Source organism: Saccharicrinis aurantiacus (assembly GCF_947489045.1).
Classification (GTDB): Bacteria; Bacteroidota; Bacteroidia; order Bacteroidales; family Marinilabiliaceae; genus Saccharicrinis; species Saccharicrinis aurantiacus.
Window position 1 is genome coordinate 31,456 of the sequence record NZ_CANLCN010000020.1, and the last position, 25,662, is coordinate 57,117.

The following is a 25,662-nucleotide window of genomic DNA, read 5'->3' on the forward strand; positions in this document are numbered from 1 at the left end:
AAAAAAGAGGCTGTATGGTAAGTGTATTATACTTATCATACAGCCTTTTTAGTGTTTTGTAATAGTCTATTATCTAAAGTCTAAAAATCTAATCGTTTAACTTATTCTTTTTAGGTTTACACAACCTTCCCTCTTTATTTGAAGTAGCATCGCATTTTTTGCACATGTATTTCTTTGGTTTCGGAAGCTCTTCACATTTTTTCTTCAAGCCCTTTTCTTTGCACTTCTTATTACCCATAACTTATCAATCAATAGGCATTTAATTTAAAGTTTCACATCTCTCTTCTGCCTGAAAACTTGTAAACTTAAAGTTACCCTTTCTTAATTTCTTGTTCAACGTGTTTTAATTTAATACTCACAGCATATTTCTCCTTAAGGTATTTTGCTAAATTTTCGGCAGAATATACCGAGCGATGCTGTCCACCTGTACAACCAAAATTGACCATCAAATGTTTAAAACCACGCGAAATATATTTTTCAACCGATTTAGATACCATGCTATACACGCCATCTAAAAATTCGTGCATTTCGGGTTCTTTTTCAAAGAAGTCTATTACAGGCTGATCTTTACCTGTAATCTGTTTATAAGCTTCATATCTACCAGGGTTATGGATGGCTCTACAATCAAAAACAAAACCTCCGCCATTACCGCTCATATCAAACGGAATACCTCTTTTATACGAGAAACTATTGATAGTTACCGTTAGGGAATTAATTTGCTTTAGTTTTTCGTTTTGCGTTAGTGAGCGTAACACTTTTGTAAGCTCAGGTATTTCTAAAGGAAGCGGGTTGTTTTGTAATAGTTTAGTGATGTTTTTTAAGGCATACGGTATACTCTTCAAAAAATGCTCTTTTTTCTCGTAAAAACCTCTAAAACCATAGGCACCCATTGCTTGCATAATACGAATGTATACATGCGCATAAAACAAGTGGCTAAACTCAGTTTCATCAACCTTGTGGTATTTTTTTAGTTCGGTAAGATAGGTTTGTAGTAAACCCTCGCGCACATCGTTGGGTAAATCGGCTTTGCCATCGTAAAGTAGCGAGGCTAAATCGTATTGCAGTGCACCTTTGCGTCCGCCTTGGAAATCGATAAACCAAGGTTCGCCATCCTTAAGCATAATGTTTCTGCTTTGGAAATCGCGATACAAAAAGAAATCTTGTTCTGCTGATAATAGGTAATCCATTAGCGTATTAAAATCGTCCTCAAGCTTTTGTTCATCAAAAGATATCTGCGCAAGCTTTAAAAAGTAATATTTAAAATAGGATAAATCCCAGTGCATCGATTGTCTATCAAAAGCCTTACGGGGATAGCATAAATCGTAATTTAAGCCCTTGCCACCCTTCAGTTGAAATTGCACCAACTCGCGAACCGTTTTTTGATATACCTCAATCAACTCATCAGGAAAAACCTCTTCAATACGTGTTTTTTGCAGATAATCGAAAAGGGTAATGGTGCCTAAATCCTCTATTAAATAGATGTTTTCAGCATTCATACGCGTATAAACCTTGGGCACGCGCAAGCCTTGTTCTATAAAGTGATCGGTAAAACCCAGATAAGCATCATTCTCTTTGGTGTCGGCATTGTAAACACCCAAAGCACTTTTGCTACTTCCGCTTATGCGGATGTACTCGCGGTACGAACCCGATGGGGGTAGGGTGCTAATGCTTTCCACTTCTTGCCCCGACCATTGGGTAAATAGTTCCATTAGGAGTTGTTGCTTATCTAATTGCATATACTTGTTTTTTATTCCGCTTAAAAAAGCGAAGATAGAATCTAGTATATAGATCCGCAAAAAAAGCTTGCACTATTTGATATTGTAGGTACTGTTTTCTAGTGCTTCTTTATATAGTTGCGGTGAAAATAAACTTGGTTCCACTTTTTAGTGCATTGTTTATAAACACTTATTACTTCTTTGTGTTTGATTAGCAGATTGTATAGTATGCATTAGTATATAGTTGTTTATATGGTTATTAATGTAATTAGCGTAAACTAATTAGCACTTGGTGTAAATGAAAAAACTATATGCAAATATTTGAGTATTATTATAAATAACCTAAAATAATTATATAAAATTGTGATCATTAATATTTTTATGAAGGCTGTTAAAGAAGACGGCACAATTAATCTTTACCTAGCCGACAATGAGGGCGATATGGGTAAAAATGACCTAACAACCAAAGCTAAGGATGGCGATCAAATTGTATGGAAACTAGCTAATGAAAGTTCCATAAAAGAAATCACAGGTATTTCTAAAAAAGAAGGCAGTATATCTGTTTTTAGTGAGGGACCTGCAGCCAAAAGTAGTACCGAATGGACTGCTACGGTTGCTGATGATGCTGTAGGTGTAGAATCGTACAATATTGATTTTGTCTATGAGGATGGAACTCCAGTTCATGTGGATCCAGATCTAGATGTACCGCCAGCTACTTAATGATTTAAATAATGAAATACTATTTGATTAAGTTTCTAAAGATATGGATAATTTCGTTGATAGTATTTCATTGTTTTTCTGTTAGCTCAAAAACCAAAATTGATAGTTTAATTTTTTTATGCGATAAGGACTCTGCAACAATATCTTGGAGATCATTGTACCATCGCTATACTGAAATATCTTTTAATTCAAATGAAGTAGTTACCAAGATTTTTTATGCTAATAAAGCTTGTTATTTAGCACATCATTTTAATGATAGTAGGTTGGAAGGTGGAGCTTTAGTATTATTGGCAAGGGCATATCAATTACAAGGGAATAATGTGCATGCATTATTAACCTTAGATAAGGCACAAAATAAGCATGAAGCGGTTGAATTTAGAGAAGGTGTTGCAGATTGTTTATTCCGAAAGGCTGGTGTTTATAAAAAAAATAATGATTTTGCTAAATCGGAAGAAGTTTATTTAGTTGCGATTGATGAATTATTGGAACTTGATTCTTTAAGGTCCGCAGCAGCAATATGTAATCTTGGTGAACTTTATAGGGAATGGCATAAACCAAAGAAAGCACTTGTTGAATTAAAAAAAGCAGATGGCATATTAACTTCTATTAATTACATAAGAGGAACTGCCTACACCAAAGGAAATATTGGTCTAGTTTACATAGACCTCAATAAACCAGATAGTGCCAAAATTAATTTACACAAAGCCATTGCCATATTAGAACCTACGGGAGATAATTACGCGGTGTCTGCCTATTTAGAAGGCCTAGCACGCTTGGCCATTGCCGATGGTGATTTGAAAAAAGCAGAACACTTGGCTCAGAAGAGTTTGCGCTTGGCTAACGAGTACGGATTAAAAGAACAAATACGCGATGCCAGTTTGTGTTTGTCGAGTATATATAGTAGCACCCAAAATTATAAAGAAGCTTACCATCATCATTATAACTATGTAATCTATCGCGATAGCCTAGTGAACGAAGATACCATACGCGAAATTGCCAACTTACGCACTAAATACGAGGTGGCACAAAAACAGAAAGAAGTAGATGACTTACAAAATAAAAAGAGCAAGCACCAATTGTTGCTTGTGGCGTTACTTATAATACTTGTTTTATTAGGCATTCATATATTTTACTTATACAAAAATCGTAAGCAGCGTAATCGCGATAAATTATTACTTGAGGAGCAACGTAATGCCTTATTAAAATCAAACGATACCAAAAATAAGTTCTTCTCAATACTCTCGCACGATTTACGCAGCCCCATTGCTACCTTTAATAGCTATGCTGAATTACTTAATTATTATATTAATACCAATGAAATTGAACAATTACCCAAATTGGTGCAAGAACTAGAGCGTTCATCGAGCAGTGTTATGCATTTGCTTGATAACCTACTACAGTGGGGTATGGTTCAAATGCAAAACATAAAAATAGAACGACAGCAAATTAAGGTTATACAAGTTTTTAAAGAAGAATTGCATCACCTGAACTCCATTGCTTTGGCAAAAGATATTCAAATACAATCAAATATAGCTGCCGATATTGAGCTTTTTGTAGATAAGGCCTATTTTGCCATGACGCTTCGAAACCTTATTAGCAATGCCATTAAATTTACCCCAAAGGGAGGCTTTGTTTGTGTGAGTACTTACCGCGAAAACAATAGTGTTATTATTAAGGTGGCTGATTCTGGTGTTGGTTTAGATGAGGATGCTTTTAAATTGCGACTTAAAAGCGGTGAAATTTTAAGTACCTACGGCACCAATAACGAAAAAGGACTTGGTTTAGGGATGCAGTTGGTTTGTAGCTTTATTAATTCGCATAATGGTAGCATTGATGTGGAAAGTAGGTTAGGAAAAGGTGCTACGTTTATTTTGCATTTGCCTATGGTTTAAAGGTAGGTTCGCTAGTTGTAATGTATAATAGGGGCTATTAAAACCCCTAAGCACTATGCATACAAAAAAGCGGTTAAAGTTTTTAGTATGCACAGAGCCAGTAGTTTTCAAAATACTATTCAGCAACACCTTCTTCAACAACCTCACTTTTATTGTCCGATTTGCTTTTGGTATGCTTATCAATAAGGGCATTAATGCTCAATATCATATCATTGTATATACCTTTTTGCATCAGAGCAAAAACCTCCAATATATCAAAAATCTCTTTGGTGGCGGCCTCTAACTCTTTACGCTGATCAGCAAGGGCAACCATTGGTTTATCGGCAGCTTCCATGGCTCTATCAATATAATTCACTTTAAAGGCTGTATTATTTTCCTTTAAGGCATCCACCCAAAACATCATGTTAAATTCATTTAATATATCAACATATTCAGGCGTATTGAGTAGCTCATCAATAAGGTTGCTCACTATGGCAGTTTCCTCAGCATCGGGCTTAGCGTGTATAGAACTCCCATATTTATCAATTATATAAAGCAACAAGCTTGCTTTTTTGCGTACTGTTGAGTCGGCATGATACCTGCTAAATGGCAATAAATTAGCCTTTAAACCCTTTATGGCATCATCTCTGCCAGCATCGTATGCCCGTATAATAGCGGTATACTCGCTACGGTTCGAAAGCTTATACGAGTTACTAAAAACCTGTAAGCGCTCTTCCTGTTTAAGTATTTGGGTAGCAAACGGAAGTTCAATAGACTCGGTGTTACTCTGTTTTATGATACCCAAGGTCATCAAGTTAAATTCTAGGCTTTCGGCATTTCTAAGTTTACGCAATTCAATACTTTTAATTTTCATGTTAAATTGTTTTATGTACCAATAGGTACGGTTAATAGAATATTTTATGGGCGACTATTCAATAATAAGTATCAATACCTCAGTGTTGGTGTTATGGTTTTTATAAAAATATACCCTCCCGTATTTGTAAAGGGCTTGCCTAGCATTGTAAATATGCATGCCATATTCCGTTATGCTTTGCTGGCCTTAAAAAAGTACCCTATACATTTATGTAAGGCTATTTTTTTTAGTAAAAAATGCTTTCCCCATTTTGGGTAAGCCATTTCTTGGTAGCAGATAAGCCATGTACAAATACGTGAGGGTATTTTTTTGACGCTGAAACAGGCTAAATGTTTTGTTCAGACCTATTTTAGCCACCTATATGTGCTATAAAGAAATTGGGGATGCCTATTTTTAGTAGTAAAAATACTCAGCTAGGTGATGTAGAGGCGTATTTTTTTACCGTAGATAATAATGTGGATAGTGGTAAATACTTGAGATGAGAAAATAATGGGAATAAAGATGCGGTTCATAATAATTTTAGGATTAAAGATATACTATTGTTGTTTTATTAACAGTACTTTAAACTAATATTATTTATTGTAACATGCAAACAAATATCCACCCAGCCATTTGTTTGTTGTAAGCCTGACTGTTCAATTTTAATTGTATTCTGCGTTGTAGTTATATAAAGAAAGGTGTTTCTAGTCTATTCTGTAGTGCGTAAAAATGTGTAATTTATATACTGTATAATAATGGAGCTATAACTCCTGTGTAGCCCGTTATATGCGCATAGTTGCATGTGTTTGCTGCTTAGGTTCAATGTTAAATATTCAGACTACAGAGTGTTTTTTTAAACAATAGGTTTTATGTAAACATAAAATTACTATTTTTAGCATCGTTTTTAATAATTAAAACCTAAAACCATATGAAACGGAACCTATTATTAAGTGCTATGGCAATACTGATATGTATTTCCTGTAGCAAAGAGGACTTAAAAGAAACTCATAGCAAAGAGGATTTAGAAGAAACACCAATAGCAGATGTTACCATTAGCATGCGTGCTATAGATACAGGCTCAGAAATTACCCTTGACCTTTGGGATACACAAGGTAACACAGGTACTCCAATGATTAAGACCAAAGCAGAGCCCAACTTTATTATCAGATGGGAGTTGGACGAGGATAGCAAAATAAACAAAATACTCAATATTTATAAAAAGGAGCATAGCGCTGATATTTTTGAAGTGCAACCTTACCGTGTATCACATGGTATTTGGGAAGCCAAAGTAGCCCCCTGGGCAGCTAATAGCATTGAGTATAATATCGATTTTGAATATGAGGATGGGAGTGTAGTGGTGATAGATCCATTTATCGAAATTCCGCCAAAAAAATAGATTTACAAATAAATATATTAAAATTATGTCATTGAAAATACGTTTGAAAGCTGTAGAGAATAACGGCAAAGTTGAATTATTATTAAGCGATAATGAAGGCAATGTTGGCGTTGATAATTTAAAATCAGAAGGGGCTCGTGGACAGAAAGTGAAATGGAAGTTGTCAAAGAAAAGTAATATAAATAAAATCATTAATATCTATAAAAAGGAAGATAGTATTGAGATTTTTTCCGTAAAACCTCATCGAGTAAATGATTCTAAATGGAAAGCCGTAATAGATAAAGATATTGAAGGGCAAGAAGGGTATAATATCAAATTTGAGTATAAAGATGGAAGGGAAATTACCATTGATCCTTTTATTGATGTACCCCCTAAAAAATAAGTATTATTAAGTAATATCCAAGTGTTAATCTACTAGGCCTTTCCATTTGAAAATTGAAGATCTATTTTAAAATATTGTCTATTATGGGGCCATTACTAATATTATTTAGTAGTGGTCTTGATGTGTCAGATCATCACGAAACAAAAAATATTGATAGATATAGGCAGTATTACGAAAATTTTTATGAGACTGATGATCCTGAGATGAGGTTTTTGTTCGCTGATTCAGCATACATTATTGCGAAAAGAATAGGTGATAAAGAAAGGGAAGCGAGAGCTATACTTCTTAAAGCAATAACTTATAGGCATAAAGGTGATTTTTTAAAAGCTATTGATTTATCGCAAATATCATTAGATCTATATTCTAATCTAAATGACAATGAGGGTATTGCTGCTTGTTATCAGGAAATAGCAACTCTGTATCATAAAAATAATGAACAGAATAATGCCGTTAATTCTTATTTTAAGGCCTTAAATCTATATGAAATTCTTAATGATACATTACATAGTGCATCAGTGAATTTAAACCTTGGTGAATGTATGCGGTTATGTAATAAATTTGATTCTGCATTGTATTATTATAAACGAGCTTATGATTTATTTGATGAGATTGACTTTGTATACGGTCTAGGTTATACTGAGGGCAATATCGGATTAGTTTATATTGAACTATCTCAAATTGATAGTGCAAAAGTTAAACTAATTAAAGGTATGGAAATTTTAAAGTCCTTTAATGATAATTATGCTATTTCTTCTTATTACGAAGGTTTAGCAAGGGTCTTCTTAATGGAAGGTGATTTTTATCAAGCACAAGAAAGTGCTAATAAAAGTATGACCTTGGCTAAGGAACATGGTTTATTGGAACAAATTAGAGATACTTATCTAACTTTATCTAAGATTTATAGTGCAGAAATAGAATATGAAAGAGCCTATAATTCGCATTGTCAATATGTAATTTTTAAGGATAGCATTAACAACGAAGAAACGGTTCGTAAAATTGCTAATCTCCGCACCAAATACGAAGTAGCCCAAAAACAAAAGGAAGTAGATGCTTTGGTAAATCAGAAAGAGCGTTATACTATAATTGGTATTTCATTATTTGTTGTTTTGTTTTTGTTATTAGCACATGTGGCGCATTTGTACCGTAACCGTAGATTACGTAAGCGCGATGCCACTGCTTTAGCTAAGCAGCATAAAGAACTAGAGATTGCCAACGATACTAAAAATAAGTTTTTCTCCATACTCTCCCACGATTTACGCAGCCCCATAGCAACCTTTAATAGCTACTCAGAAGTACTCAACTATTACCTAGAGACCAACGATTATGAGCAAATACCTCAATTAGCCAAAGAGTTAGAGCGTTCTTCGGCAAGTGTAGTGCAATTATTAGATAACCTATTGCAGTGGGGGGTTATTCAAATGAAAAACATAAAGATAAACAAGGTTAATGTGCCTATTCTGCAAGTGTTTCAAGAAGAATTGATTCACATACAACCCATTGCCAACTCAAAAGACATACAAATACAATCGAATATAGCCAGTGACCTAGAGTTGCACGTAGATAAGCCATTTTTTGCAATGACTATGCGTAACCTTATTAGTAACTCCCTAAAGTTTACCAAGGTTGGCGGTTTTATAACCGTAAGTGCCTATCGCGAAAAAGACCATATTATTGTTAAAGTAGCTGATACAGGTATTGGTTTAGAAGTAGCCGATTTTAAAAAGCGCCTATGCTCAGGTGATATTGCAAGTACCTACGGTACAAACAACGAAAAAGGTTTAGGTTTAGGCCTTCAGTTGGTATGTAACTTTATCGAGTCTCATGGAGCCGAAATAGATGTTGAAAGCATCATAGGTAAAGGCACTACCTTTATCTTAAAATTTAAGAATACGATTCTTTCCTAATTTCTTCGTTTTAATATTTATAATACTTTTCCCCCTTGGCGAAGCGGGTTATCTTCAATTTCTCACAAATTAATATTTTAGGGGGATTGACTCTGCAATATCCAAAATCCCCCAACTCCTGCAATCCTATAAAATTCTTTTCAAGCCAGCCCTCTTTTTCTAGGGGGGAAGAAATATATAAAATAGGTATGCTGTAATAGCCTTATATATAGTGGTATTTAGAGCGTGATTGAAAAATATTGTATTTTTTTTTAATCCTTTTTGAACCTTTTATAATACATCCTGTTTAACCTATGAAATTTAATAAAGATATAGAGGTCTTAAATACCTCTACAAAAATATAACTAAACAAATACAACTTAATTATGGCATTCGAATTACCAAAATTAGATTACGCATACGATGCTTTAGAACCACACTTTGATGCACGCACAATGGAAATCCACCACAGCAAGCATCATGCAGGATATACAAATAATTTAAATGCTGCTATTGCAGGTACAGATTTAGAAGGTAAATCAGTTGAAGATATTTTAGCTTCAATTTCTTCTCAATCGGCAGCTGTTCGTAATAACGGAGGTGGCTTTTATAACCACGAGTTATTTTGGAAAGTACTTAGTCCAAACGGAGGCGGTCTTCCAACAGGAGATGTTTTAGCAGCTATTGAAAAGAGCTTTGGTTCTTTCGATGCTTTTAAGGATGAATTCTCGAAAGCAGCAGCTACACGTTTCGGATCAGGTTGGGCTTGGTTGGTACAAAAGGAGGATGGTAGTTTAGCCATTACATCTACAGCAAATCAAGACAATCCACTAATGGATATAGCAGAAGTGAAAGGTACTCCTGTATTGGCATTAGATGTTTGGGAGCACGCGTATTATTTAAAATACCAAAATTTACGTCCAGATTATATTTCAGCATTTTGGAATATTATTAATTGGGATGAGGTTGCAAAAAGATTAAAGTAAAATATAAAAATATGTTGAGCATTACCTATTGCTCAATGTTGTTCATAGAATTAATAGGTTAGTTTGTTTATTTTGTCTGGGTAATGTGGGGCTTTCGAATAATGATTCGAAGCCCCATTTTTTTGTTTATAAGACTCAGGTATACATAGAGTCATTGATAAATTTTTATCTGCAATATCCGCTAATAGCATTTACTAATGCTTACTTACTAAAAACTAAAGAACTATTGATGAATTACCAATAGATATAATATTTATATTTGCACCCAAATTGGGAATAAACACCAATAGCTTCAGAACATATGCATAAGAAAATACTAAAACTAGCCATTCCTAATATTCTATCTAATCTTACAGTTCCACTGTTGGGTATGGTTGATTTACATTTGATGGGATACCTAGATTCTGATGTATATATGGGAGCAATAGCTCTTGGAGGGGTTATATTTAATTTTGTGTATTGGGGATTTGCTTTCTTGCGTATGAGTATCAGTGGTATCTCTGCCCAAGCAAACGGAAGAAAGAACAACAACGAAATGGCCATGGTTCTTTTTCGAGGTTTGTTTATTGCCCTTAGTGGAGGTCTATTTCTTCTGATTTTTCAAAAATACATCGGTAATTTCAGTTTCTGGCTTCTCGATGGATCGTCTGAAGTAAAAGAGCTTGCATCTAATTACTTTTATGTTCGTATTTGGGCTGCTCCTGCCGCCATTGCTCTAATGGTTATCAATGGGTGGTTTATTGGAATGCAAAATTCAATTTATCCAATGCTAATATCCATTATCATTAATGTGATTAATATAGGCAGTAGTTTTTTATTGGTAAAGTTGGGTGGTTTTGAAGAAAGGGGTGTTGCCATGGGCTCGGTAATTGCACAGTATGGTGGCTTGCTGTTGTCGGTGTTTCTATTTTTAAAGAAGTATAAGCATGTACTCCATTATTTTAAAGTTAAAGAGATATTGCGTTTAAACGAATTGAAAGAATTTTTAAACGTAAGTACCGATATTTTTATCAGAACCATATGTGTAATTGCTGTATTTACCTTTTTTACTAGTCAGTCAGCCGGTTTTGGTAATATTCAATTAGCTGCCAATAGTGCTTTATTGCAATTCTTCTTTTTGTTTTCTTATTTCTTAGATGGTTTTGCCTATGCTGCAGAGGCTATTGTAGGTCATTATTTTGGTGCTAAAAACAAACTCAAGCTAAAGGAATCGGTATTTAAGTTGTTTATCTGGGGTGGAGGATTTGCTTTGTTTTTCACCCTAATATATTGGGTGTTTGGCAGGGAGTTATTGCAAATCTTTACCAATCAGGATGCAGTATTAGATGAGGCTTCAAAATATTTAATATGGCTTGTGTTTATACCCATAGCTAGTTTTGCTTCCTTTATTTGGGATGGTATTTATATCGGTTGCACTTCTTCACGTGCCATGCGAAATTCAATGTTAATATCATCTGTAATATTCTTCTTTATTCCTTTTTATCTATTGAGAGGGCATATTGGAACTCAGGCTATTTGGCTATCGATGAATTTGTTTATGTTGGCTCGTAGCATCAGTCAGACTATATTGGCAAAGAGGTCTGTTTATGTTAAGTTATCTTAGTCCAATACCTCATGCTATAAAACCATTATTAGCGGTTATCACTTTATAAGTTCTACATCTGAAGTGCTGTATTTGTCAATAATAATGCACTAAGCGTTGTTACGCAAATACTTCGGGAATTACTATCCCTTAAAAAAAGTCATTCATCAAAGTAATCGTGCGCATTAACAAATAACTAACTTAATACCTTATTATTATAAGGTCAATTGTTTACTTTTATGAAATACTGATTTTATTTTATAGCGTGAAATGAAGCACTTTATCTTGGTTGTGTGTATACTTATTACCATAGGTGTAAATGCACAGCAAAAAACATATAGAAAGCAAGTTCAGCAGGCAAGCAATTTAGTGGCCACCGAGAACTATAGCGAGGCAATGGCTATATACGAGGGTTTATTAAGTGCTTACCCTGATGATATCTATCTGGAATTAAAGGCCGGAGAGTGTTTTTTGTTTGCAGAAGCAAAAATACCGCTTGCAATAGAACTGTTAGAATCTGCAGCAGGGTATTATTTATCAATTGATAGTACTGATGAACAGTCATTAATAGCCTCGTATTACTTGGCACAATGTTATCACCTTGGTGAGTCTTTTAATAAAAGCATTGACGAATATAAATCTCTACTATCAAGGATTTCCGAAAAAGAGCTAGAGGCCATTTCTAAAATTAATAGAGGGATTTCATATTGTAATAATGCGATAGAGTTAACTAAGGATACTTTATACTTTAAGATCACAAACATGGGCTCAAATATTAATACAGCCCTTGATGAGCATAGCCCAGTTATTAGTTACGATGAAAACTTGCTGCTTTTTACTTCTCGAAAGTCTGATTCTTTGGGTATTAATGATGATGAGAGGATTTATTCAACGGTTTGGAGAGATCGAAAATGGAAAAAACCAGAACATATTTATTTAAATGATAAAAGCAATACGGCTACAGTTAGTTTAGCATCAGATGGTAAAACGCTAGTATTGTATAGGAGCAATGGAGGTGTTGGCGATTTATATTATAGCAATTACAAAAATAGAAAGTGGCAAGAGCCAATTAAATTTCCAGCTCCAATAAATTCTCTTTATGCCGAAACGCATGCTGCATTTTCATTTAATGGCGATACAATTTATTATACAAGCGATCGACCTGGAGGTTTTGGCGGAATGGATATTTATATGTCGATTAAGTTGCCTGATGGTAATTGGGGTAAAGCAATAAATTTGGGTCCTCGCATTAATACAGCTTATGATGAGAGCAGTCCTTTTATTGATGATACCAATCATACCTTGTATTTCAGTTCTGAAGGTCATAATAGTATGGGCGGGTACGATATATTTAAAGCGCATTCAGATGATGACAACAAGTGGGTGTCAGTAGAAAATATTGGTTATCCTATAAACACTCCTTATGATGACCTTTTTTATTGTCCAACCGCTGATGAGCATAGAGTGTATTATGCATCAAAGCGCAAAGAAGGCTTTGGTGGAAGTGATATTTATTTAATTGAGTATCCTGATAAGCATACGAATTCGCTTACAACGGTGGGTGGTTTTATTTATACAGATAAGAAAAAGCCTGCAGAACAAGCAAATATAATTTTGGTGGATAACAGTGATGAAGAAAAGGAAGAACCCTATAGAGTGAATCCGAATACAGGAAAGTATGTTTTGATTCTACCAGCCAATAAGGATTACACAATGTATGTGGAGTGTGATGGTTTTAAACCTGTGGAGAAACAGGTGATTGTGCCAGGAGGCAAGGCTTTTAAGAGTAAAGGATTTACTTTTTATATAGATCCTATTGTGTTAGAACCCATTGGTAAATAAGTGAAGAATAGTTTAAAATAAGGCCATCTTAAATAATTATAATACTACAAGCGTATGTAATTAAGTTCGATAGCTACGATATAAAAATGTAGATAAAAAAGTAATATATGAAACTACTAACTACCCTTTTAGCGCTAATATGTCTTTTTCAAATTTCACAACCCATTTCTGCACAGAATGATGGTTTTGATAAAATGTACAAAAGAAGTCTGGATTTTATTAAAGACGGTGATTATAATGCTGCGATTCCTCTTTTAAAAAGAGTAGAAGCAAACGACCCTGAAAATATTGATGTACAATATCAATTGGCACATTGTTACCTTAATACAGCACATGGGCCCGATTCGGCAGTAATACATTTTATTGCAGCAGAGGAGCTACTAAAGCCAGAAATGCGGAATACCGACTTTGGTATAGATGTGAATATGTCTTTGGCTAAATCCTATCAGCGTACTTATAATTATGAAAAGGCCATCGAAACATATTCAAATATTCTAGGTTTTATACCTGAGGATTTTGAGGATTTGAAAGAGGTTATTAAACGCGAAATAGAAACTTCACAGAACGGAATTGAGTTAATGAAGAATCCTGTTGAGTTAGACGTTTACAATTTAGGAGACGAAATAAACTCAAAATACGATGACCATACGCCAGTTGTTAGTGCAGATGAGTCGGAGCTGTTTTTTACTTCCAAAAGGAAATCATCTTATTCCCAGAAAATACCTAATGGACAGTTTTCAGAGAAGATTTATCACTCAAAGTATATTAATGGAGAGTGGAAAGAATCAGAGATTATTACTTCCATTCTCGATGAAAATAGTCACGAATCTGTATTATCTATTTCTCCTGATGGTTCTGAAATGTATTTGTTAAGGAGCAATATTGATGGTAGTTTAATATATGTTAGTAACTACGATGGGGAAACTTGGAGTGAGCCATATAAATTGCCTAAAGGAATTAACAGTAGATTTAATGAAACGCATGCGTCCATCAGTGCCGATAAATCTATTTTGCTTTTCACAAGTGATCGTCCTGGAGGTTATGGTGGATTAGATATTTATTACGTTAGAAAGATACCTAATGGAGAATGGGGAGTGCCTGTAAATCTTGGCCCAAAAATTAATACTGAGTTTGATGAAGAAACACCAATGCTTCACCCAGGCGGTAAAACTTTATATTTTAGTTCTGAGGGACATAATAGTATGGGAGGTTTTGATATTTTTTACTCTTCAATATTACCGGATAGTACATTTACCGACCCAATAAATATGGGTTACCCGATTAATACTCCTGATGATGATATCTTTTTCGTACCTACAGCATCAACCAATAAAGCCTATATGGCATCGTCTCGTTTTGATTCTAACATTGGGGGAATAGATATTTACCAAGTTGAGTACGAAGAGCCAGAGATTGAAAGAATGGCTGTTTTAAAAGGAGCAATTAGTAATGATGCGGATTTGCCAATGGAGGAGTTGAAAATATTGGTTAAAAATGAAGAAACTGTTGTTGGTAAGTATAAGGTAAACCCTGAAGATAATACTTACCTAATGATTTTAGAGGCTGACAAGAGTTATGATATCATTTATTCAGGAGATGAATTTGAGACTTATACAAAAGGGATTGAAGTGAATAGAGAAATGACCTATCATAATAGAGAGAATCTTGTAAATATAGATCCGGTTCAATTAGTTACACTTAAAGCTCCAGAAGAAAGCAATACTATAGTCGCGGATGCTGCAACTCATAAAGAAGTCACAAATACCAGTGGAACAAGTAACATTTCAAGTACAGATGCAAAGTATACGATTCAATTTTTAACCCTTAAAAAGGAAGTTGATTTAACAACGTACTTTAATAAGCTTGATATGACTCGAGTAGATATTGTGAAATGTAAAGATGGTAATGTTAGATATTTATATGGTGCATACAATTCTTATAGTGAAGCTAAAAAGGCCAAATCAGAATTATTAAAAATAGTTAGTTATAAAGATCCATTTGTTCGCTATATTTACCAAATAGAAGAAATGAGAGAATAATGCTAGATGAAAATATACGTTTAAGAGCTGTTGAACCTGAGGATATCAATACGCTTTATGAACTAGAAAATAAAATGGAATTATGGGTCGCATCTGAGACCCTAGTTCCATTTTCGCGTTTTCAGCTGAAGCAGTATATTGCTTCAATGAATAATGATATCTATGAAAATAAAGAACTTAGGTTAATTGTTGAGATAGATCATAACGACCAAAAAGCAGTGGCTGGTATCATTGATTTATTTGATTTCGATCCGTTTCATAATAGAGCAGGAGTGGGAATTATTGTTAATAAAAAATTTCAGAATAGAGGTGTTGCAAGTAAGGCGTTAGAACTATTAATCAAATATTCATTTCAACACCTTGGCATTCATCAATTATATTGTTCTGTTATTACTTCTAATAAAGCCTCTGTAAAGTTGTTTGAAAATAAGGGTTTTACATTAATGGGTACGCGCAAAGAGTGGCGCAAAGTAGCCAATAAATACGAGGATGAATTTATGTATCAATTGATCAACAATCAGTAAGCTATTTGTATGCTGGTATTTGCTCTAAAAATTGATAGTTTATGCCATCATCCGCAATAGAAGCGCAATAATGATTTAAACCATTTGTTACCACAAGTAGCTTGGTTCTAAGTTTAATGTTATATCGGGCAGCTTGGTCAAATACAGCTTGCGTTATTTTTACTTTTGGAGCTTTACATTCAACTATCAGCAAAGGTTTACGCATGGTGTTATAAACTACTATATCGGCTCTTTGCGAAAGTCCATTGATGTTTACTTTGGCTTCAATAGCCATTAAGGATGAAGGGTAATTCAACTGTTCCATTAAAAAAGATACAAAATTCTGCCGAACCCATTCTTCCGGAGTAAGAACAACATACTTACGCCTTATCTTATCAAATATCTTTTTTTTGCCGAGCTCTTCTTTAATTGTGAAATTATATTGTGGCAAATTCAGTGGATCCATTCGTATCAATTTTTATACAAATATAACTTTTTTACTAAAGTCGTTATTGCGAAATAAGGTATATTAGGGCCTCAAATAAAAAGTCAAATCAACTAAAAAATACAGCCATGAAAACAAAAAAAGATATCATAGACAATTGGTTGCCTCGATATACAGGTAGAAAATTAGAGGACTTCACTCAACATATATTGCTAACAAACTTTCAGCATTATGTTGATTTATTCGCCAAATGGTACGATGTACCTATTGTTGGTGAAGATGCTAATATGCCTAATGCAAGTGCCAATGGAATTACCATAATCAATTTTGGAATGGGTAGTCCTAATGCGGCCACTATTATCGACCTACTAGGAGCCATCAAACCAAAGGCTGTTCTATTTTTAGGGAAATGTGGTGGTTTAAAAAAGAAGAATCAGCTGGGTGATTTAATTATTCCAATTGCGGCTATCAGAAATGAGGGTACATCAAATGATTATTTGCCTGCAGAAGTGCCTGCTTTGCCTGCCTTTAATTTACAGCGTGCGGTTTCGTCAACTATAGTTAGTTACGAAAGAGATTATTATACGGGTACTGTTTTTACAACCAATAGAAGGGTATGGGAGTATGATTCTAATTTTAAAAAATACTTGGAGGAGACTCGTGCCATGGCCATTGATATGGAGACGGCTACAATTTTTGTGGTTGGTTTTGCAAATGAAATTCCAGTGGGTGCCTTGTTATTAGTGTCAGATCAGCCTATGATTTCTACAGGCATAAAAACGGATTCAAGCGATAAAAAAGTAACAGAAGAGTTTGTTGAGCAACATCTTAAAATAGGAATTGATTCAATACGCGAAATTATTGATGAAGGCTTATCTGTGAAACACCTACATTTTGAAGGATAATTGTACTTTTGTATTATACTAAAAGAGAACAACTACAAGCGTGAACGATTTTAAGCAGATAATGGCCGATTTAAAAAATCGGCAGTTTGAGCCTATTTATTTCTTAATGGGTGAAGAAACGTATTACATTGATCAAATTACCAATTATATAACAGATAATTGTTTGACTGAAGAGGAAAAAGGCTTCAATCAAACAATTCTGTATGGTAAAGATACCGATGTTAATACGGTTATTCTTACTGCTCGACGCTATCCAATGATGTCGCAATATCAAGTGGTAGTGGTAAAGGAAGCGCAGAATTTAGATAAGATTGAAGAGTTAGTACATTACGCTGAAAATCCACTGAATTCAACCATATTAGTTGTTAACTATAAATACAAAACCTTTGATAGTAGAAAGAAGCTATCTAAAACCTTAAAAAAGAGTAAGAGTATATTTGAGTTTAAAAAGCTTTATGATAATCAGGTAGCACCGTGGATAACAAGTTATTTAAAAGAAAATGGCTTAAGTATTGACCTAAAAGCTTCGTCATTATTGTCGGATTCACTGGGTTCTGATCTATCAAAAATAGTAAAGGAACTCGATAAACTTAAGGTTGCCTTAGGTAACAATGTGCAGCAAATAACAGCTGATGATGTAGAAAAGAATATTGGACTAAGTAAGGATTACAATAGTTTTGAATTACAAAAAGCCATTGTTAATAAGGAAGTGCTAAAAGCCAATAGAATAATTAAGGTTTTTGCCAATAATCCTAAAGATCATCCTATCCAGGCAACAATATCAGTATTGTTTAATTACTTTTCAAAGTTAATGATATACTATTACCTAAAGGATAAGGGTAAAGCAAATGTGGCGAAGGAGTTATCTATTAATCCATTTTTTGTACAGGATTATGCATTAGGAGCTCGGAATTATTCAGGTAGAAAAGTTGTTGATATCATCTCAATACTTAGAGATTACGATATGAAGAGTAAAGGTTTTAACAATGTTTCTGCCGATACCGGAGACTTGTTAAAAGAGATGATTTTTAAAATATTACATTAAAATAGAACTTATAATGAACGCATTATTTATATTGATTGCAGTTATCGTAGTCATTAGTGTTACCGCATTTAGTCAGCCGCACCTTATTGAAAAATACCAGTTTAACGCCTATAGAATTATTAAGCATAAGGAATATGTTCGATTAATATCACATGGTTTTTTGCATGGTAGTTGGTCGCACTTACTAATTAATATGTTTGTGTTGTACTCTTTTGGTAGAGCCGTGATTTACTATTTTAATCAAGCTTTTCCAGGCAGAGGTTTATTAATGTTCTTTATTCTTTTTTTTGCAGCACTAATCTTCTCAAGTTTATATTCGCTAGTAAAAGAAAAGGAGAACCCATATTATAATGCCATTGGTGCTTCAGGTGCTGTTTCAGCAGTAGTCTTTACAAGTATCTTTTTTAGTCCTTATAGTATGCTTTACTTATTTGCTATTGTACCTATTCCTGGAATTGTTTTTGGTGTTGGATACTTGGTTTATTCTAGGGTTATGGCACAAAAAGGGATGGATAATATTGGCCATGATGCGCATTTTTGGGGAGCAGTATTTGGATTAATTTTCCCAATTCTTTACAAGCCTTCGTTATTTATCGATTTCATTTATAGATTATTTCCATTTTTATAATGAAAAAAGCAGTTTTTATTGATAGAGATGGGGTTGTAAATAGTGATGAAGGACATTACTACATCTATAAAATAGAAGATTTTGTTTTAAACCCAGATCTTCCAAGTGCACTTGCTTTGCTAAAAGAGGCAGGTTTTATGCTTGTGTTAATAACCAACCAAGGAGGAGTTGCCAAAGGTATTTATACTGTTGATGATGTGAATGCAATTCATCAAAAGATGCAAGGTGTTTTACAAACTTATAATGCTAATTTTGATGCAATTTATTGTTGTCCCCATCATAATGAAGTATCTAATTGTGATTGCAGAAAACCAAAGCCCGGTATGCTATTACAGGCTGCCGAAGAATATGATATAGATTTGTCAGAATCCTTTTTGATAGGCGATTCTTTACGAGATATTCAGGCTGGTGAAGCAGCAGGAGTGAAGCAAAGTTATAGAGTTGAAAAGAATACTTCAATTCTTGGTATATGTGAAAGTATAGTAAAGCAATAATTATGAATGCTTCCATCGTTTGTTATAATAAAAGGTTTTATCATGATGATGAGGTTCCAATAAGGTTTAACAATAGGGCCTTTAAGTTTGGAGATTCTTTTTTCGAAACCATCCGATGTAATGGTAATGAAGCGCTTCATTTTAACCTGCACTACAAAAGGATGATTAAGGCTTTGATGAGTCTTAAAATGGAAATAGCCAGTTTGCCACCGCAGCACGAGTTAGAGCATTTAATATCTAGTTTATTAAAACAGAATAAGTGTTTTGGTGCCAGTCGTGTTCGAATAGAAGTTCTTCGTTCAGGCATGGGTTTATATACACCCGAAACAAATAACGTCGATTTTGTAATTGAATGTAGTAAGCTTGTAAGCACAAACTACGAACTGAATAAAAAAGGGCTCTTATTGGGAGATTTTACTGAGGTAAAGAAAGGTTATAATCCTATCTCATTTTTTAAAAGTGGAAATGCATTACCTTATATATTGGCTTCTTTTGAAAAGGTAAATTGTAATGTTGATGATTGTTTCATTTATAATAATGAAGGTAAAATTATTGAGGCCATCAGCTCTAATTTATTTTGGATTAAGGATGGTGTTTTTTATACTTCTTCTGTTTTTTCAGGTTGTGTAGGAGGTATAATGCGTCAGGTAATTATTCAAATCATTAAAAGTTCTAAATGGCCAAATGTAATAGAAGTAAGTGGTGTGCAAAAGGAGGAACTTGTAAATGTTGACGAGATGTTTTTATGCAATGCTATTCAGGGTGTTCAATGGATAGTAGGGTATAATGATAGGCGTTATTTTAATCAAATGACTCGACAACTACAGCAATTGTTGAATGAGTTTACTTACCAATCTATTTAATTACTGGTAGGGTCTTCAGGGAATTTTGACCACGTTTCATATTTACCGCCAAGTTGCGAAAGACTATCTCGCCAGATGCTGTCTACACCTCTTTCCATAACAAATTCTTCGTTCATTTCTGTTACAATCCAAGAGTTCTCATTGATTTCTTCTTCAAGTTGACCTGATGACCACCCTGAGTATCCGGCAAAGAATTTTACATTACTTGCATCCGCTTTACCTTTGTTTATTAGTTCTTTGAGTACTTCAAATTCACCTCCCCAATAAAGGGAATCTGATATTTTTAATGCTCCTGGAATTTTGTCTCCTAATTTATGTATAAAGTGTAGAGTATCTGATGAAACTGGGCCTCCGATATATAATTCACCTTTAAAGCTTAATAAATCATCAATAATCTCATCCGGAAAAATATGACTGGTTTTATTTAGTACAAAACCTACTGCACCATGTGCTCCATATTCGGTTAATAAAACAATAGACCTACTAAAATAAGGCCCCTTTAAAAAAGGGTCTGCAATCAAGATTGTGCCTTTATCAGGTTTAATCTTGGGTCTTTCAACCTTAAATATGTCAAAATTTATTTTGCTCATTTTGTTAAATCTATTGTTTTAAATTAACAATTATTTGCTTGTTATAAAAAAATATTGGCCCTTATTTTGTAAGTCAGTATCAACTCATTGTATAAAGTATAACATAGAAATTCAGTTTTTAGTACCTTTATGCTTAATTAGTTTATAAATTTCCAGTATGCGGTTTATTGTTTTTTTATGTTTGTTAATTGGGTTAAACACAGTTAATGCACAACCTAAAGTTATTGATCTAAAAACTCCTGATGTATTTGTATCTTCCGTACCTTCAGATTTGGAGCTAAATATATCTAATTTAGATGCCAATTCATACGATAATATTTGGTTCGAAATAAATGGGAATAAAGTTCAAGCTTCTTGGGAAGATGAGGTAGCAACTATACATGCTGAAGTTGAGACTAGAAGTGAATTAAAGGTATATGAAAATGATAAGTTATTATATGAAAAAGAATTAACGCCCATTCCTTTATGGATGTCGATACTTCCTCCGTTAATCGCCATCATTATGGCGCTATTAACCAAAGAAGTTTTCTCTTCTTTATTTGTGGGGCTACTTGTTGGAACAACAATAATATGGCGTTATAAAGGGTTCTCGTTATTTATAAGTTTATTTAAAGGGATGTTCAGCGTTGTTGATACTTATGCTTTAGAAGCCATTAACGATAGCGGACATATTTCTATTATTATATTTTCGATGTTAATTGGGGGTATGGTAGCACTTATTACCCTTAACGGAGGTATGAAAGGGGTAGTTAATAAATTATCGCGTTATGCCAATAGCCCACGTTCGGGTCAGTTTATTACTTGGCTAATGGGCTTGTTGATATTTTTTGATGATTATGCCAATACTTTGGTTGTAGGTAATACAATGCGTCCGGTTACTGATAAACTTAAAGTTTCAAGAGAGAAGCTTGCGTACATTGTAGATTCTACTTCAGCACCTATTGCATCCATTGCATTTATTACTACCTGGATTGGAGCCGAGTTAAGTTACATCACCGAGGGTATTGATCAGTTGGGGCTTAACCAATCTGCATACCAAGTATTCTTGCACTCCTTAAAATATTCTTTTTATCCAATATTCACCTTGGGTTTCGTTCTATTTTTAATAGTGAAGAAGAAAGATTTCGGCCCTATGTATCATAGTGAAATAGAGGCGCGAAATAGTTCTGGCATCAACACTAATGCAGTTAAAAGTGCCCATGGAGCTAACGAGTTTGATGTGCCAGATAGTGTGAAAGGACGATGGTACAATGCTTTTATCCCAGTTTTTGTGGTTGTTGTTGGAACAATATCAGGCTTGGTTTACACAGGTTGGGACTCGGCAGTTTGGAATGATACTTCATTGCCTATAACCACAAAACTTTCTGAAATTATAGGTAATGCCGATAGCTTTGTAGCTCTATTATGGTCTTCGCTCTTGGGTGTTGTTGCTGCGTTAACATTAACTCTTGCCCAGCGAATCTCCAACTTAAGGGAGGCAATGGAAGGAATGGTTAGTGGATTTAAAACCATGTTTAATGCCGTTTTAATATTAGTACTAGCTTGGAGTGTGGCACTTATTACCGAACATATGCATACTGCAATTTTTATCACAGATTTGCTGAAGTTTCTAAAGATGAGTCCTTATTGGGTACCTGCTTTAACATTTGTGTTCTCGGCTTTAATTGCTTTTAGTACAGGCTCGTCGTGGGGAACTATGGCAATTATATATCCACTTATTTTACCAGCTTGTTGGAAAATATCAATGGAATATGGCTTTACCCCCGAAATGGCTTTACCAATATTCTACAATGTTGTTTCAACAGTTTTGGCAGGTTCTGTTCTTGGCGATCATTGTTCGCCAATATCAGATACTACTATCTTAAGTTCATTGGCGAGTTCATGTAATCACCTATCACACGTGCGTACCCAAATGCCGTATGCACTATTAGTAGGTGGTGTTTCAATAGCTGTAGGAACGATACCCGCAGCATTTGGTATTTCCTCAATATGGTTGTTTATAGCTGGTTTTGCCATACTTTACTTGGCTGTAGTTAAGTTAGGCAAGAGCACTTAATTCTATACTCCATAAACATCTTGGGCGAGCATTAGGTCAGAAACGAGCTTGATAAAAGCGTGCGCTTTAAAATTTGAAGTTATTCTTAACTCGTACAATAAACAAATTCATAGTTTATGAGTTGTTTTATGTATTGATTAACCAGTTTAGGAAACTAAAAATATAGAAGATGAGAGACGTAATGTTAATAATACATTTTATATCGATAGCCATATTTGTTGGGAGTGGTTTTGCCGCATTTGTGGTAACAAAAATTGCAAACAAAAAAGAAGACCAATTGGCACTAGAAATCAAAAAGGCAGTGCTTCCATTGGTTTATGTATTGAAACTAGGGATTACGTTATTGATTCTTTCAGGCGGATACCTAATGACACCATATTGGTCGGTACTTGGAGTAATGCCATTATTAACTACTAAATTAGTCCTAGTTGTATTAAGTTTGATACTAATTATTGTAGGTAGTATTTATGTGAAAAGGATAAAGAAGAGTAACGATACTTCTTATCTTCCAAAATTCGATAAACTTCAAAATTTGATTTTAATAGTGGGTATTGTTATAGTAGTTTTAGCAACGCTTACTTTTCATTAAAGAATAGAATAACATCTTATTATATATCCCATCTCATTTGCGAGGTGGGATTTTTTTTGTCTGCAATCCTCTTATTGATCATTATTTAATGCTTTTTTTAACAAAAATAGAAGTAGTTGATAATATAATAATTTAGAGTGTAATAGTCATGTAAACAGTGATTTGAGCAAATGTGTGGATTGGTTGTATTTGAAATATAACTAATAAGTACATGGCAATTACTGATGAATGCGCTATTTGTTTAAAAAAGTTAAATGTTTGTATTGTAAATCAAAGTACACACAATTAACAGAGCTTTAAATGAGAAGAATAGTTATTCATTTTGCATTATTATTAATTACCTTATTCTCCTTAGTGGGATGTACACCAGCAGTTAAACCAGGTGAACATGTAATGTTTACAACAAGCATATCTGATGATGCAACACCTTCTGTAGTTAGTAGAATTTTAGAGGCTACAAATAATCCTATTTCAGAAATTAAGTTTGAAAAGGGTACTTATCACTTTTATCCTGATAAAGGATTAGAGCAGTATTGTCATATTTCAAACCATTGTGATGTAATGGTTAGTACCCCATTTCCTTTACAGAATTTTGAAAATCTAACTGTCGATGGCCAAGGTTCTACTTTCATATTTCATGGTATTATGATTCCTTTTTTAATGGATGAGTCAAAGAATATCAATATCAAAAATTTGAGTATTGATTGGGAAACTCCGTTTCATAGTGAGGGTTTAATTGTTGCCAATAATGCAAAAGACAAAACTTTTGATGTACAGTTTAGTGATGACTACCCATATGAAATTCGTAATGGGCAGTTATGGTTTGTGAAACCATATTATGAGCATAGTTTAGGACAAACTATTTTATACGATCCTGCTCGAGAGGCAATTACTTTTGATACGGAATCTTATACAAATCTTACTGCAGTAAAAGGAATTAAGACCAAGCGAAATATAGATAAGGTAAAATATAAGTACGAAGTTGATAAGCGTGCTGTTGAGTATAAAAACTTAGGTAGAGAGAATAAGTTAGTTTGTAAAGAAATTAAGCCAGGTGTGGTACGGATATTTAACCACACTAAAAAATTACCTCAAGTAGGAATGGTTCTTACTGCCAAAGGATCTCAGGGTTTAAATCGCGTAGCGCCAGCCTTTCGTTTAACACATGTATATGGATTTAAAGGAACAAATGTAAATATTCACCATGCGGGCGGTATGGGAATTATTGCTGAGAATTCAGCGGATATTATTTTGGATAATTTTAATGTTACTCCTTCTCATGGTAGAATGGTATCAACCACAGCAGATGCTACACACTTTGTAGGATGTAGAGGAAAAGTGGTGTTGAAAAACTGTACGTTCAATAATCAATTAGATGATGCATCTAATATTCACGGTACTTATCAGAAAATTGTTGATGTATTAGATGATTACCGTTTAGGGGTTAGGATGGGGCACGACCAACAGAAGGGTTTTACCATTGGTATTGCTAATGATACCATAGGTTTGGTACGATTAAGTGATTCTTTTTATCCATATAATGAATTAACCATTAAGGATATTCAGTATTTAAACGGGCGATATCAAATTATCACTTTTAATGAAAAAATTCCTGCTTCAGTGAAAGCCGGAGACCTAGTTGAAAACTTAAGCGCTTATCCTGAAGCCTATATTAGCAATTGTAATATTAGTAAAAATAGAGCCCGTGGATTGTTGTTATCAACGCCTAAGAAAACAGTAGTTGAGAATTGCTTTTTCCATACTGAGATGGAAGCAATCTTAGTTCCTGTTGAAAGTGGACATTGGTACGAGTCAGGAAATGCAGCCAATGTATTTATTAACAATAATACTTTTCAGGATTGCCAACATAGCGGATTCGATAGAGGTGTTATACGATTTGATACCGATGATGACAATGATAATATTGCTTTCCGTAATGTAGAAATTACCAACAATATATTTAATCAGTTTGATAATTTGATACTGCAAATTTCAAATGCTGATGGTGTTAAAGTAAGCGGTAATAAAATTACCAACTCAGGTACCTTCCCACAGCTTAACGCGCAAAACCCGGTAGTTATAATCAATCATTCTGAGAATGTAATTTTTAGTAATAATAGTTACGATGGCAAAGCATCTGAAATGATTGTGAGCGATGGTGTTGCTAACGAAATACAATTCAAATAGATCTAAATAATGAAAAAACTTAAAACATCAGTAGAGAACTCTTCGTGAGTGCTGCAAGCAAGTAAGAATCTGGAAAAAACAAGAATGA

General features: G+C 34.1%; 22 protein-coding genes. 18 read left to right on the forward strand and 4 right to left on the reverse strand.

Features of this window, described 5'->3' with window-relative positions; genetic code table 11:
* Positions 1 to 311: 311 nt before the first annotated feature.
* Positions 312 to 1,736, reverse strand: a complete 1,425-nt coding sequence (locus QMO11_RS18250; protein WP_282039024.1) for a RapZ C-terminal domain-containing protein — start codon at positions 1,734 to 1,736, stop codon at positions 312 to 314.
* A gap of 360 nt (positions 1,737 to 2,096) precedes the next feature.
* Between QMO11_RS18250 and QMO11_RS18255 the strand changes: the two genes are divergently transcribed.
* Both QMO11_RS18255 and QMO11_RS18260 read left to right on the forward strand, forming a co-directional pair.
* On the forward strand, positions 2,097 to 2,435 hold the full coding sequence (locus tag QMO11_RS18255) for a hypothetical protein (protein WP_282039026.1): 339 nt from the start codon (positions 2,097 to 2,099) through the stop codon (positions 2,433 to 2,435).
* 11 nt (positions 2,436 to 2,446) lie between these two features.
* Complete coding sequence (locus QMO11_RS18260) at positions 2,447 to 4,327, forward strand: tetratricopeptide repeat-containing sensor histidine kinase (protein WP_282039028.1); 1,881 nt, start codon at positions 2,447 to 2,449, stop codon at positions 4,325 to 4,327.
* Positions 4,328 to 4,442: 115 nt separating this feature from the next.
* Here QMO11_RS18260 and QMO11_RS18265 read toward each other — a convergent pair whose 3' ends face one another.
* Positions 4,443 to 5,180, reverse strand: coding sequence for a DUF6261 family protein (locus QMO11_RS18265; protein WP_282039029.1), 738 nt, complete (start codon positions 5,178 to 5,180; stop codon positions 4,443 to 4,445).
* A 907-nt stretch (positions 5,181 to 6,087) separates the two neighbouring features.
* On the opposite strand from QMO11_RS18265, the gene QMO11_RS18270 reads away from it, so the two are divergent.
* The 8 genes from QMO11_RS18270 (at position 6,088) to QMO11_RS18305 (ending at position 15,793) form a co-directional block, all read left to right on the forward strand.
* Positions 6,088 to 6,555, forward strand: a complete 468-nt coding sequence (locus QMO11_RS18270; protein WP_282039030.1) for a hypothetical protein — start codon at positions 6,088 to 6,090, stop codon at positions 6,553 to 6,555.
* Between the two features lie 25 nt (positions 6,556 to 6,580).
* On the forward strand, positions 6,581 to 6,937 hold the full coding sequence (locus tag QMO11_RS18275; protein WP_282039032.1) for a hypothetical protein: 357 nt from the start codon (positions 6,581 to 6,583) through the stop codon (positions 6,935 to 6,937).
* 83 nt (positions 6,938 to 7,020) lie between these two features.
* Positions 7,021 to 8,841: a tetratricopeptide repeat-containing sensor histidine kinase gene (locus tag QMO11_RS18280; protein WP_282039034.1), complete on the forward strand. Its 1,821-nt coding sequence runs from the start codon at positions 7,021 to 7,023 to the stop codon at positions 8,839 to 8,841.
* A gap of 365 nt (positions 8,842 to 9,206) precedes the next feature.
* On the forward strand, positions 9,207 to 9,806 hold the full coding sequence (locus QMO11_RS18285) for a superoxide dismutase (RefSeq protein WP_075602312.1): 600 nt from the start codon (positions 9,207 to 9,209) through the stop codon (positions 9,804 to 9,806).
* 301 nt (positions 9,807 to 10,107) lie between these two features.
* Positions 10,108 to 11,409 carry an MATE family efflux transporter gene (locus tag QMO11_RS18290; protein ID WP_282039037.1) on the forward strand — a complete coding sequence of 434 codons (1,302 nt, stop codon included), beginning with the start codon at positions 10,108 to 10,110 and terminating at the stop codon, positions 11,407 to 11,409.
* A gap of 249 nt (positions 11,410 to 11,658) precedes the next feature.
* Complete coding sequence (locus QMO11_RS18295) at positions 11,659 to 13,230, forward strand: hypothetical protein (RefSeq protein WP_282039039.1); 1,572 nt, start codon at positions 11,659 to 11,661, stop codon at positions 13,228 to 13,230.
* Positions 13,231 to 13,337: 107 nt separating this feature from the next.
* On the forward strand, positions 13,338 to 15,269 hold the full coding sequence (locus QMO11_RS18300; protein ID WP_282039040.1) for a tetratricopeptide repeat protein: 1,932 nt from the start codon (positions 13,338 to 13,340) through the stop codon (positions 15,267 to 15,269).
* The gene (locus QMO11_RS18305; protein WP_282039042.1) at positions 15,269 to 15,793 is read left to right on the forward strand and encodes a GNAT family N-acetyltransferase; all 525 of its coding nucleotides are present in this window, start codon (positions 15,269 to 15,271) and stop codon (positions 15,791 to 15,793) included. The genes QMO11_RS18300 and QMO11_RS18305 overlap by 1 nt, the downstream gene beginning before the upstream one ends.
* A 1-nt stretch (position 15,794) precedes the next feature.
* On the opposite strand, the gene QMO11_RS18310 is transcribed toward QMO11_RS18305, so the two are convergent.
* Complete coding sequence (locus tag QMO11_RS18310) at positions 15,795 to 16,238, reverse strand: type I restriction enzyme HsdR N-terminal domain-containing protein (protein ID WP_282039044.1); 444 nt, start codon at positions 16,236 to 16,238, stop codon at positions 15,795 to 15,797.
* A 107-nt stretch (positions 16,239 to 16,345) separates the two neighbouring features.
* Between QMO11_RS18310 and QMO11_RS18315 the strand changes: the two genes are divergently transcribed.
* The 5 genes from QMO11_RS18315 to QMO11_RS18335 are packed head-to-tail and all read left to right on the forward strand — an operon-like array spanning position 16,346 to position 20,152.
* Positions 16,346 to 17,122, forward strand: a complete 777-nt coding sequence (locus QMO11_RS18315; protein ID WP_075602318.1) for an AMP nucleosidase — start codon at positions 16,346 to 16,348, stop codon at positions 17,120 to 17,122.
* Between the two features lie 40 nt (positions 17,123 to 17,162).
* Positions 17,163 to 18,167 carry a DNA polymerase III subunit delta gene (gene holA, locus QMO11_RS18320; RefSeq protein ID WP_282039046.1) on the forward strand — a complete coding sequence of 335 codons (1,005 nt, stop codon included), beginning with the start codon at positions 17,163 to 17,165 and terminating at the stop codon, positions 18,165 to 18,167.
* A 13-nt stretch (positions 18,168 to 18,180) separates the two neighbouring features.
* Positions 18,181 to 18,795 (forward strand): rhomboid family intramembrane serine protease, encoded by a 615-nt coding sequence (locus QMO11_RS18325; RefSeq protein WP_075602320.1) that lies wholly within the window; start codon positions 18,181 to 18,183, stop codon positions 18,793 to 18,795.
* Complete coding sequence (locus QMO11_RS18330) at positions 18,795 to 19,289, forward strand: D-glycero-alpha-D-manno-heptose-1,7-bisphosphate 7-phosphatase (protein WP_282039048.1); 495 nt, start codon at positions 18,795 to 18,797, stop codon at positions 19,287 to 19,289. Before QMO11_RS18325 ends, QMO11_RS18330 begins: the two co-directional genes overlap by 1 nt.
* A gap of 2 nt (positions 19,290 to 19,291) precedes the next feature.
* Positions 19,292 to 20,152: an aminotransferase class IV gene (locus QMO11_RS18335; protein ID WP_282039050.1), complete on the forward strand. Its 861-nt coding sequence runs from the start codon at positions 19,292 to 19,294 to the stop codon at positions 20,150 to 20,152.
* On the opposite strand, the gene QMO11_RS18340 is transcribed toward QMO11_RS18335, so the two are convergent.
* Entirely contained in the window at positions 20,149 to 20,742 is a 594-nt protein-coding gene (locus QMO11_RS18340) for a YqgE/AlgH family protein (RefSeq protein ID WP_282039052.1), read from the reverse strand. The genes QMO11_RS18335 and QMO11_RS18340 overlap by 4 nt on opposite strands.
* A gap of 157 nt (positions 20,743 to 20,899) precedes the next feature.
* On the opposite strand from QMO11_RS18340, the gene QMO11_RS18345 reads away from it, so the two are divergent.
* The 3 genes from QMO11_RS18345 to QMO11_RS18355 all read left to right on the forward strand — a co-directional run bounded on the left by QMO11_RS18345 (position 20,900) and on the right by QMO11_RS18355 (position 25,574).
* Positions 20,900 to 22,798 (forward strand): Na+/H+ antiporter NhaC family protein, encoded by a 1,899-nt coding sequence (locus QMO11_RS18345; protein WP_282039054.1) that lies wholly within the window; start codon positions 20,900 to 20,902, stop codon positions 22,796 to 22,798.
* A 169-nt stretch (positions 22,799 to 22,967) separates the two neighbouring features.
* Positions 22,968 to 23,387 carry a hypothetical protein gene (locus QMO11_RS18350; protein ID WP_282039056.1) on the forward strand — a complete coding sequence of 140 codons (420 nt, stop codon included), beginning with the start codon at positions 22,968 to 22,970 and terminating at the stop codon, positions 23,385 to 23,387.
* Between the two features lie 300 nt (positions 23,388 to 23,687).
* The gene (locus QMO11_RS18355; RefSeq protein ID WP_282039058.1) at positions 23,688 to 25,574 is read left to right on the forward strand and encodes a right-handed parallel beta-helix repeat-containing protein; all 1,887 of its coding nucleotides are present in this window, start codon (positions 23,688 to 23,690) and stop codon (positions 25,572 to 25,574) included.
* The last annotated feature ends 88 nt before the right edge of the window (positions 25,575 to 25,662 follow it).

Excerpts from the sequence above, each read along its gene's own strand:
- QMO11_RS18250 (WP_282039024.1), bottom strand. The coding sequence starts at position 1,736 with ATGCAATTAGATAAGCAACAACTCCTAATGGAACTATTTACCCAATGG.
- QMO11_RS18255 (WP_282039026.1), top strand. The coding sequence starts at position 2,097 with ATGAAGGCTGTTAAAGAAGACGGCACAATTAATCTTTACCTAGCCGAC.
- QMO11_RS18260 (WP_282039028.1), top strand. The coding sequence starts at position 2,447 with ATGAAATACTATTTGATTAAGTTTCTAAAGATATGGATAATTTCGTTG.
- QMO11_RS18265 (WP_282039029.1), bottom strand. The coding sequence starts at position 5,180 with ATGAAAATTAAAAGTATTGAATTGCGTAAACTTAGAAATGCCGAAAGC.
- QMO11_RS18270 (WP_282039030.1), top strand. The coding sequence starts at position 6,088 with ATGAAACGGAACCTATTATTAAGTGCTATGGCAATACTGATATGTATT.
- QMO11_RS18275 (WP_282039032.1), top strand. The coding sequence starts at position 6,581 with ATGTCATTGAAAATACGTTTGAAAGCTGTAGAGAATAACGGCAAAGTT.
- QMO11_RS18280 (WP_282039034.1), top strand. The coding sequence starts at position 7,021 with ATGGGGCCATTACTAATATTATTTAGTAGTGGTCTTGATGTGTCAGAT.
- QMO11_RS18285 (WP_075602312.1), top strand. The coding sequence starts at position 9,207 with ATGGCATTCGAATTACCAAAATTAGATTACGCATACGATGCTTTAGAA.
- QMO11_RS18290 (WP_282039037.1), top strand. The coding sequence starts at position 10,108 with ATGCATAAGAAAATACTAAAACTAGCCATTCCTAATATTCTATCTAAT.
- QMO11_RS18295 (WP_282039039.1), top strand. The coding sequence starts at position 11,659 with ATGAAGCACTTTATCTTGGTTGTGTGTATACTTATTACCATAGGTGTA.
- QMO11_RS18300 (WP_282039040.1), top strand. The coding sequence starts at position 13,338 with ATGAAACTACTAACTACCCTTTTAGCGCTAATATGTCTTTTTCAAATT.
- QMO11_RS18305 (WP_282039042.1), top strand. The coding sequence starts at position 15,269 with ATGCTAGATGAAAATATACGTTTAAGAGCTGTTGAACCTGAGGATATC.
- QMO11_RS18310 (WP_282039044.1), bottom strand. The coding sequence starts at position 16,238 with ATGGATCCACTGAATTTGCCACAATATAATTTCACAATTAAAGAAGAG.
- QMO11_RS18315 (WP_075602318.1), top strand. The coding sequence starts at position 16,346 with ATGAAAACAAAAAAAGATATCATAGACAATTGGTTGCCTCGATATACA.
- QMO11_RS18325 (WP_075602320.1), top strand. The coding sequence starts at position 18,181 with ATGAACGCATTATTTATATTGATTGCAGTTATCGTAGTCATTAGTGTT.
- QMO11_RS18330 (WP_282039048.1), top strand. The coding sequence starts at position 18,795 with ATGAAAAAAGCAGTTTTTATTGATAGAGATGGGGTTGTAAATAGTGAT.
- QMO11_RS18335 (WP_282039050.1), top strand. The coding sequence starts at position 19,292 with ATGAATGCTTCCATCGTTTGTTATAATAAAAGGTTTTATCATGATGAT.
- QMO11_RS18340 (WP_282039052.1), bottom strand. The coding sequence starts at position 20,742 with ATGAGCAAAATAAATTTTGACATATTTAAGGTTGAAAGACCCAAGATT.
- QMO11_RS18345 (WP_282039054.1), top strand. The coding sequence starts at position 20,900 with ATGCGGTTTATTGTTTTTTTATGTTTGTTAATTGGGTTAAACACAGTT.
- QMO11_RS18350 (WP_282039056.1), top strand. The coding sequence starts at position 22,968 with ATGAGAGACGTAATGTTAATAATACATTTTATATCGATAGCCATATTT.
- QMO11_RS18355 (WP_282039058.1), top strand. The coding sequence starts at position 23,688 with ATGAGAAGAATAGTTATTCATTTTGCATTATTATTAATTACCTTATTC.